Origin of the sequence: Haemophilus sp. Marseille-P9675, assembly GCF_916862695.1 — a bacterium.
GTDB lineage: Bacteria > Pseudomonadota > Gammaproteobacteria > Enterobacterales > Pasteurellaceae > Haemophilus > Haemophilus haemolyticus_K.
Map to the genome: position 1 here is coordinate 1 of NZ_CAKASP010000011.1, position 6359 is coordinate 6359.

Below are 6359 nucleotides of genomic sequence, written 5' to 3' on the forward strand. Positions count from 1 at the left end.
TATCTGCAATCAATGTTGTGCCTTGTTTGCCTGAGATATCCGAACCTTTAATATTAATGTCAGAATTCTTTCCAGCACCCGTTGCCACAATATTCACCTTGCCGCCTGCATTAACTTGAGATTTGGCCGCGGTTTTTCCTTCAGTATGAGTACGTGATTCGCTCTTTTTAAGCTATTAATAAAACTTACAATGTTGCATCAAATTTTGCTTAAAAACACTACAAAGCCTATATTTAAGACACAAAAAGTGCGGTCAGTTTTTGAGAGGTTTTAAAACTCTTTGAAAATTGACCGCACTTTGTATTAGATACTTTAAGTTATATGCATTTCAGATATCTAAAAGCTTAACCTCAGAAAACTCAATTTTCGGGATATATTTCTGAAATATCTAGCCATTAAAATTCAATTTAATATTTCTACATATATTTCATCCTCAAAGTCCTCAATACTAGAAATATCTAAAACATACTCATCAATTCTTTTAACATGAAAACTAAATACAGAACTAAAACCATACTCGTTACTTTTAAAATACAAAAACAAAACACAAGGTTTACCTGGAAAAACTTTATTCCATTTAACTTTAAAAGCATTAATAAAACAAAATGATTCCTCTTTAGTATTCTTAGATACATAATCTTCAATATATATTTTATTAATAGAAAACTCGTACCCAGAGAAATCTAAAAATTGTTCTTTAATATTATCAATGGTTATATCATCACTATACTCATCACTCCATAAAAAACTAAAAAAAACACATTTATTTATCTCAACAAATCCACTATCTAATATACAAGACAATTCTGTAGATAGACTCTTATGACTATAAACCTCATTAAAAGAGTCTATCATCTTTGAATTCATATAAATCATTTTTTCTCTCCTAAATAATTTAAACCTTTATCTATACCCCTTCTAAAGTCTGGGTTACTTAATAATTCTTGTATATTCTTAGGAGCAACCTTACCATCAGATATTTTTCCAACATAGAATTTATCATCCTTAGGATTATAGTAATATTTTATATTATTTTGATCCTGATAATGAATCTGGCCTGGTCTTTTACCTGGAGAAGGATTTTCAATATCAATTCTTGCTTTTGAACCATTTTCTTTCCAAACTGTTGAACTAAATATTTTTGTACCATTGGCTCCTAACATTGCATTGTTATCAACCGCTTTAGCATTTACAGCATCAACTTTTTCAGGGGAATAAACTTTAGGATCATAATAACGTCCATCTTTACCTTTATAAGCTGTTACCTGCTTACCTGTATTATCTTTAAAGGTATATAAAGGTCTTCCATTTGGAGTAGTTTTACCAGTACGGACTGCATCTGCCGGTAAGCTATTCCAACAGTTATTATGCACCCAAACGCCATCAAGGTCAGAATTCGCTCCTTTAATGAAGTAAGTATGGTCAGTCTCAACTGTCAGGTTATACGCACTTAACTTCTCAGCCTTGATAGTGACACCTTTCACCGTTTGCCAGTGATTATTTTCTGATAATAACTTATAGCCGGCTTTCAGATTTTGTGCATCTACCCACTGAGCGTTTTGGATTTCTCCGTTGTAGTGATGCCCCTCAGAACTCGGTACTAGCTCACCTTGATTTACCTGGGTAAAGAATGGATGAATTTTGTTTGAAACAAGGGTTTGCTGTTTGCCTTGTTCATCAATCACTTCTACATATACCGTAAAATCATACGGATTGTTGTAGTGCGCTTGTACACGCTGATAGGTCATTTGTCCTGTCAGTTCATTTTTCGCATAAACCTTATCTCTGACCTTAATAGACGCTATCGGCTTGTAACCTTGCTCCGTTTTCACTTCCATGTCACCACGGAAAGAACAAGTTTTGGGTTTAATTTTCGCAACATTAACACTGGAATGGGCTACATCAATCGTGCCATTTTTTAATTTGGCAATAGACTTAGCTATCCCCAATCCCGCACCACTCAGAACCACGCCTCCAGTTGAAACACCTTTCATTTTACCTTGGCGGTAACCTTGCATTTCTCCCGCGAGTTTGGGATTCTCTTGAAGGGCAATCGCATAAGCCTCATCCCAATCTTTCAACGAGACCACAACATTATTATAGGTTTTCTTTGGATTTGAGATTGCTTCCCATAAAGACACAACAGTATCATCTAAATTGACAACCGCATCTGCTGTTTCCTTAACACTATCAAGTTGCCCTTGAGCTTCTGCAATCTCTAGGCCTTCTTGATATTCTTTAGCTTTATCTTCATCTCCATTGAATAAAACCTTGGCATACATTTCAATGTTTTGCTTACGCTCATCACTAGGATGAACGTCATCAGCCATGCTGTTATTCTCCACTGAATCTTTCGCTGTTTTAGCTGCAATAATTGCCCCATCAGAACTATCTGATAAAGTACCACCAACAATACCTGCTGCTACTTGGCTTAAAGACGATACAGTACGTTTTTCTTCTTCGCTGAGATTTTCAGGTGATTTATCATAAAGTGTCGAGGCAAGGAAATGAGCCGCCGTCTCACCACCAGCTGCACCCGCAGCACCAGCAGCAACATTACGGTTGCCTGCATAAGCCTCTACCGCGCCCCAAAGTGCATGAGCTGTCAAATTGAGCGCGGTATTCACATTGCCTTTTGCATCTGTTGTCGCTTTCTTAATTTGATTATTCACCGCAGGTGATAATCCTGAAGCCACCACTTCCGCTGCCGGTCTGCCAGCTAAAGCGGTACTGATAACATTTAATGCCGAATCAATGATAAGGCGTTTACTTCCACCCGTTTCCCATTCTTTAGCTTCGCGACTCGCTGTCTCAAAATTATCTCGTGCTTGTTTTACTAAAGTGCGGTTAGTTTCGTTGTTGTTTTCTGCCTTGGCTTTTTCTGCTTCTTCTAACGCAATTGCGGCTTCATGACGCTTCGCTTTCGCTTCTTCGCCAAATTTATTAGCAAGCAAACTTCCTGCTTCCGCGACATTTGGTCCAAATTTCTCTGTCACCTCACGTTGGAAATCAAGTTCTTTTTGAACATCATCTTTATTAAAACGGTTCTCTAATTTGCCACTTTTTGTCGTGCTAGATTGGCTATTGGAATCTTTACTATACACCAATGCAAGGTTTAGGTTTAATAGTAATATTCACCTTTTCGGCAAAGGCGAAGTCAATGCCCATCGCCGTTTAGGTGTCTTACTCGCTCGTGATATTTCCGTAGAAAAAGCATTAGAAAAAGTAGAACGTGCTTACGCGAAGTTGGATGTGAAATTATAAGGTTTTCTTAATATAAGCATCTTTGAAAATACAAAAGTGCGGTCAATTTTTGAGAGGTTTTAAAACTCTTTGAAAATTGACTGCACTTTGTATCTAAAGATTTTAAATTATATGCTTTTCAAATGTTGAAAGGCATATAAATCTATCGCCCCAAAGCAATATATTTTGGGAAGATATTTCAATGCTCTTGTAACTTATTCCCAAGGGTTAGCATACGGTTTGCAGTGTTTTTTTTCGCCATTGAACACAAAGAGGTTTATCCCACATTATTGTATTTCCACAGACAGGTCCGCCCTCTAAGCACCATTCTTTTTTTCGAAGCAAAGATTTACTTTCAGATCATCACTTTCACCAATGACAAAATCCATACCACAATCTTCCATATCTTTTTTTCTTCTTACTAAGATATTTATATGCGGCTTTAGGATCTGAGCTTAAAAATAGCATATTCTCATTATATAAACTCCAACCCAAATAAGGTGGCGCAGATTTAAATCAAACTAGTTATAAGAGCTACTATTTAAAAAATAAAATTTGTATAAGACAAACAATAATCCCTATAACAATACCTATTTTTATAGAAGGATTTCTAAGAAAATAAAAACCTTTTTCCTTTGTTGTATTTTTAAATAAATATTCATCATCAGAATGGATATATGTATCCTCTAAAGAGTTATATGTCTCCCCTTCATCTCCTCTAACTCTAGTACCATCATTTAACTTTTCAGCAATAGAAATTAGCTTTTCTATATGCTTATCATCCGTGGTATTAATGTAATATTCACCTTCAATACCTTCAGTATAAAAAATAGTAAAAGAAGGATCATCTTTATCATAATAAAACTCTAAAGTTCCATTTTTATTTATCTCTTCCTTCATGTTGAATTCTTTAAATAAAAACTCTCTAAACTTTTCTTTATTCATGATTAGTTTATAAGAAATATCTTTCTTATCCGTATTAACTAAAGAAACATGATAAGCCATCATTTATCCTCTTTTTTACTGTTATTACTATTTATAATCCCCAAGGCTTAGCATCAGGCTTGCTATGTTTTTTTCGCCATTGGATACATATTGGACTATCCCACATTGTTTTTTCTTCACAGATCGGCCCACCTTCTAGATACCAACCTTTTTTCTCTAAACAAAGATTGACCTCCGGATTATCACTTTCTCCTACCACATAATCCATACCGCAATCCTTCATATCTTTTTCTTTTCTATCAACATATTTAGTTAAAACATTAGGATCTGATTCAGGGAATAATGCATCTGCATTATGTAAGCGCCAATGATCATGTGGTGGAAGTGGTTGAAACCATCCACTACAGCTTGTAAGCAATAAGATTGAGGGTATTAAGAATAAAAATCTTATTTTCATTTTATTTCTCCTTCGCTTTATTTAATTCAAAAATAGTTCTTTCATTACCCATTTTAAGATCTCCTCCAGTTCTATATCCGTCAGTAATACATTGTCGTTGCCCTAAGCCATGGCAATTATGTACGGATAAACGTTCATCACTAAACATATCTGCTGTTCGCTGTAACCAGCTTTTATTCAGATTATTTTCAGATGTCGTTGCAGGATTTCCCCCCAATAAAATCGGCATACTACCTACTGGGTCACTAGCATGATTCTCAATCCGAATTAAACCATCTGAAGTCGTTCTTTCTTTACCTGTTTCCCATTCTTTAGTGTGCTAGATTGGCTATCGGAATCTTTACTATACACCAATGCTGGCTTTAGGTTTAATAGTAATATTCGCATTTTCGGCAAAAGAGAAATAAATAGCCATCGCCGTTTAGGTGTCTTACTCGCTCGTGATATTTCCGTAGAAAAAGCATTAGAAAAAGTAGAGCGCGCTTACTCTAAGTTGGATGTGAAATTATAAGATTTGCTTAAAGATAAGCAGCTCTGAAAATACAAAAAGTGCGGTCAATTTTTGAAAGGTTTTAAAACTCTTTGAAAATTGACCGCACTTTGTATCGAGTTAAATTGTACTCTGCTTAAAATACTTCTGTATTATTTATCCCCAAGGCTTAGCATCAGGTTTGCTGTGTTTTTTTCGCCATTGGATACATATTGGTCTATTCCACATTGTTCTTTCTTCACAAATTGGTCCTCCTTTCAGATACCACCCCTTACTTTCCAAGCAAAGGTTTACTTCTTCGTTATCACTTTCACCACTGACAAAATCCATACCGCAATCCTTCATATCTTTTTTTCTTCTAGCAAGATATTTAGTTAAAACATCAGGATCTGAGTTCGGAAATAATGCTGTCTCATTATGTAGCTGCCAATGATCATGTGGTGGTGGAGGTTGAAATCCTCCAAAAGAACACCCGCTTAGAATTAATATTAAAAATATAGAAAATAGTACTTTCATTTTATTTCTCCTTCGCTTTATTTAATTCAAAAATAGTTCTTTCATTTCCCATTTTAAGATCTCCCTCAGTTCGATATCCATCAGTAATACATTGTCGTTGTCCTAAGCCATGGCAATTATGTACTGATGAATTGTCACCAAATATATCGCTAATACGTGCAATCCAACCTTTATTGAGATTATTTTCAGATGTCGTTGCAGGGTTTCCTCCCAATAAAATCGGCATACTACCTACTGGGTCACTAGCATGATTCTCAATCCGAATTGAACCATCTGAAGTGGTTCTTTCCTTACCCGTTTGCAATTGACTTAAATAGCCATCCGCTCTTGTTATATCAGCTGCAGGACCCACCATTTTAACAGAGGTGTTTGAAAGCAATTTTTTCTCTCGGTTATCTTCTGTATTTAACGCTTTTAATGCATTACTAACAGTTAATGTTCCACGACTATGAGCACCAACGTATAAATCATCTTTACCATATTGCTTCATGATGTTCATCGCTTGTAAACTTGAATTATCCATACCTAATAGATTTCCAAAAGAAGTTTCAAACATTTTCTCATAACCCGCCACTAAGAGTTCTGACAAACCATTTTTCGCTTCAGGATGGTGAACAAAATAAACATCTTTATATACCTTTTTATCTATATTGCCTGTTTTATCATCCCTGCCCGCAATATAGTTTTGTACTGCAAATTTTGCTGCTG

Annotated in this window: 7 protein-coding genes and 3 pseudogenes; 2 read left to right on the plus strand and 8 right to left on the minus strand. The window is 35.5% G+C overall.

The features are described from left to right. The 3 genes and pseudogenes from LIX50_RS09615 to LIX50_RS09375 all read right to left on the minus strand — a co-directional run. A pseudogene (locus LIX50_RS09615) lies at positions 1 to 169 on the minus strand (hemagglutinin repeat-containing protein); the annotation flags it as partial. 233 nt (positions 170 to 402) lie between these two features. After that, positions 403 to 876, minus strand: coding sequence for a hypothetical protein (locus LIX50_RS09370; RefSeq protein ID WP_048953547.1), 474 nt, complete (start codon positions 874 to 876; stop codon positions 403 to 405). Continuing rightward, the gene (locus LIX50_RS09375) at positions 873 to 3104 is read right to left on the minus strand and encodes a polymorphic toxin-type HINT domain-containing protein (RefSeq protein ID WP_226385946.1); all 2232 of its coding nucleotides are present in this window, start codon (positions 3102 to 3104) and stop codon (positions 873 to 875) included. Before LIX50_RS09375 ends, LIX50_RS09370 begins: the two co-directional genes overlap by 4 nt. Between LIX50_RS09375 and LIX50_RS09620 the strand changes: the two are divergent. After that, a pseudogene (locus LIX50_RS09620) lies at positions 3049 to 3264 on the plus strand (hypothetical protein); the annotation flags it as partial. The gene LIX50_RS09375 and the pseudogene LIX50_RS09620 overlap by 56 nt on opposite strands. A 516-nt stretch (positions 3265 to 3780) precedes the next feature. On the opposite strand, the gene LIX50_RS09385 reads toward LIX50_RS09620, so the two are convergent. Genes LIX50_RS09385 through LIX50_RS09395 form a run of 3 tightly spaced genes read right to left on the minus strand, consistent with a single transcriptional unit; the run spans position 3781 to position 4862 of the window. Then, the gene (locus LIX50_RS09385; RefSeq protein ID WP_048953538.1) at positions 3781 to 4251 is read right to left on the minus strand and encodes a hypothetical protein; all 471 of its coding nucleotides are present in this window, start codon (positions 4249 to 4251) and stop codon (positions 3781 to 3783) included. A gap of 28 nt (positions 4252 to 4279) precedes the next feature. Beyond that, positions 4280 to 4645, minus strand: coding sequence for a hypothetical protein (locus LIX50_RS09390; protein WP_065422548.1), 366 nt, complete (start codon positions 4643 to 4645; stop codon positions 4280 to 4282). Position 4646: 1 nt separating this feature from the next. Next, positions 4647 to 4862, minus strand: coding sequence for a hypothetical protein (locus tag LIX50_RS09395; protein ID WP_226385947.1), 216 nt, complete (start codon positions 4860 to 4862; stop codon positions 4647 to 4649). Positions 4863 to 5015: 153 nt separating this feature from the next. Here LIX50_RS09395 and purT point away from each other — a divergent pair. Continuing rightward, positions 5016 to 5156 (plus strand): annotated as a pseudogene (purT, locus tag LIX50_RS09400) (phosphoribosylglycinamide formyltransferase 2); the annotation flags it as partial. Between the two features lie 135 nt (positions 5157 to 5291). Here the strand turns inward: purT and LIX50_RS09405 are convergent. Continuing rightward, positions 5292 to 5651 carry a hypothetical protein gene (locus LIX50_RS09405; RefSeq protein WP_048953534.1) on the minus strand — a complete coding sequence of 120 codons (360 nt, stop codon included), beginning with the start codon at positions 5649 to 5651 and terminating at the stop codon, positions 5292 to 5294. A 1-nt stretch (position 5652) separates the two neighbouring features. Next, the coding region (locus tag LIX50_RS09410; RefSeq protein WP_226385948.1) for a hypothetical protein at positions 5653 to 6359 on the minus strand (707 nt) is incomplete at its 5' end.

Coding starts and splice junctions, on each gene's coding strand:
- LIX50_RS09370 (WP_048953547.1), bottom strand. CDS start 876: ATGATTTATATGAATTCAAAGATGATAGACTCTTTTAATGAGGTTTAT.
- LIX50_RS09385 (WP_048953538.1), bottom strand. CDS start 4,251: ATGATGGCTTATCATGTTTCTTTAGTTAATACGGATAAGAAAGATATT.
- LIX50_RS09390 (WP_065422548.1), bottom strand. CDS start 4,645: ATGAAAATAAGATTTTTATTCTTAATACCCTCAATCTTATTGCTTACA.
- LIX50_RS09405 (WP_048953534.1), bottom strand. CDS start 5,651: ATGAAAGTACTATTTTCTATATTTTTAATATTAATTCTAAGCGGGTGT.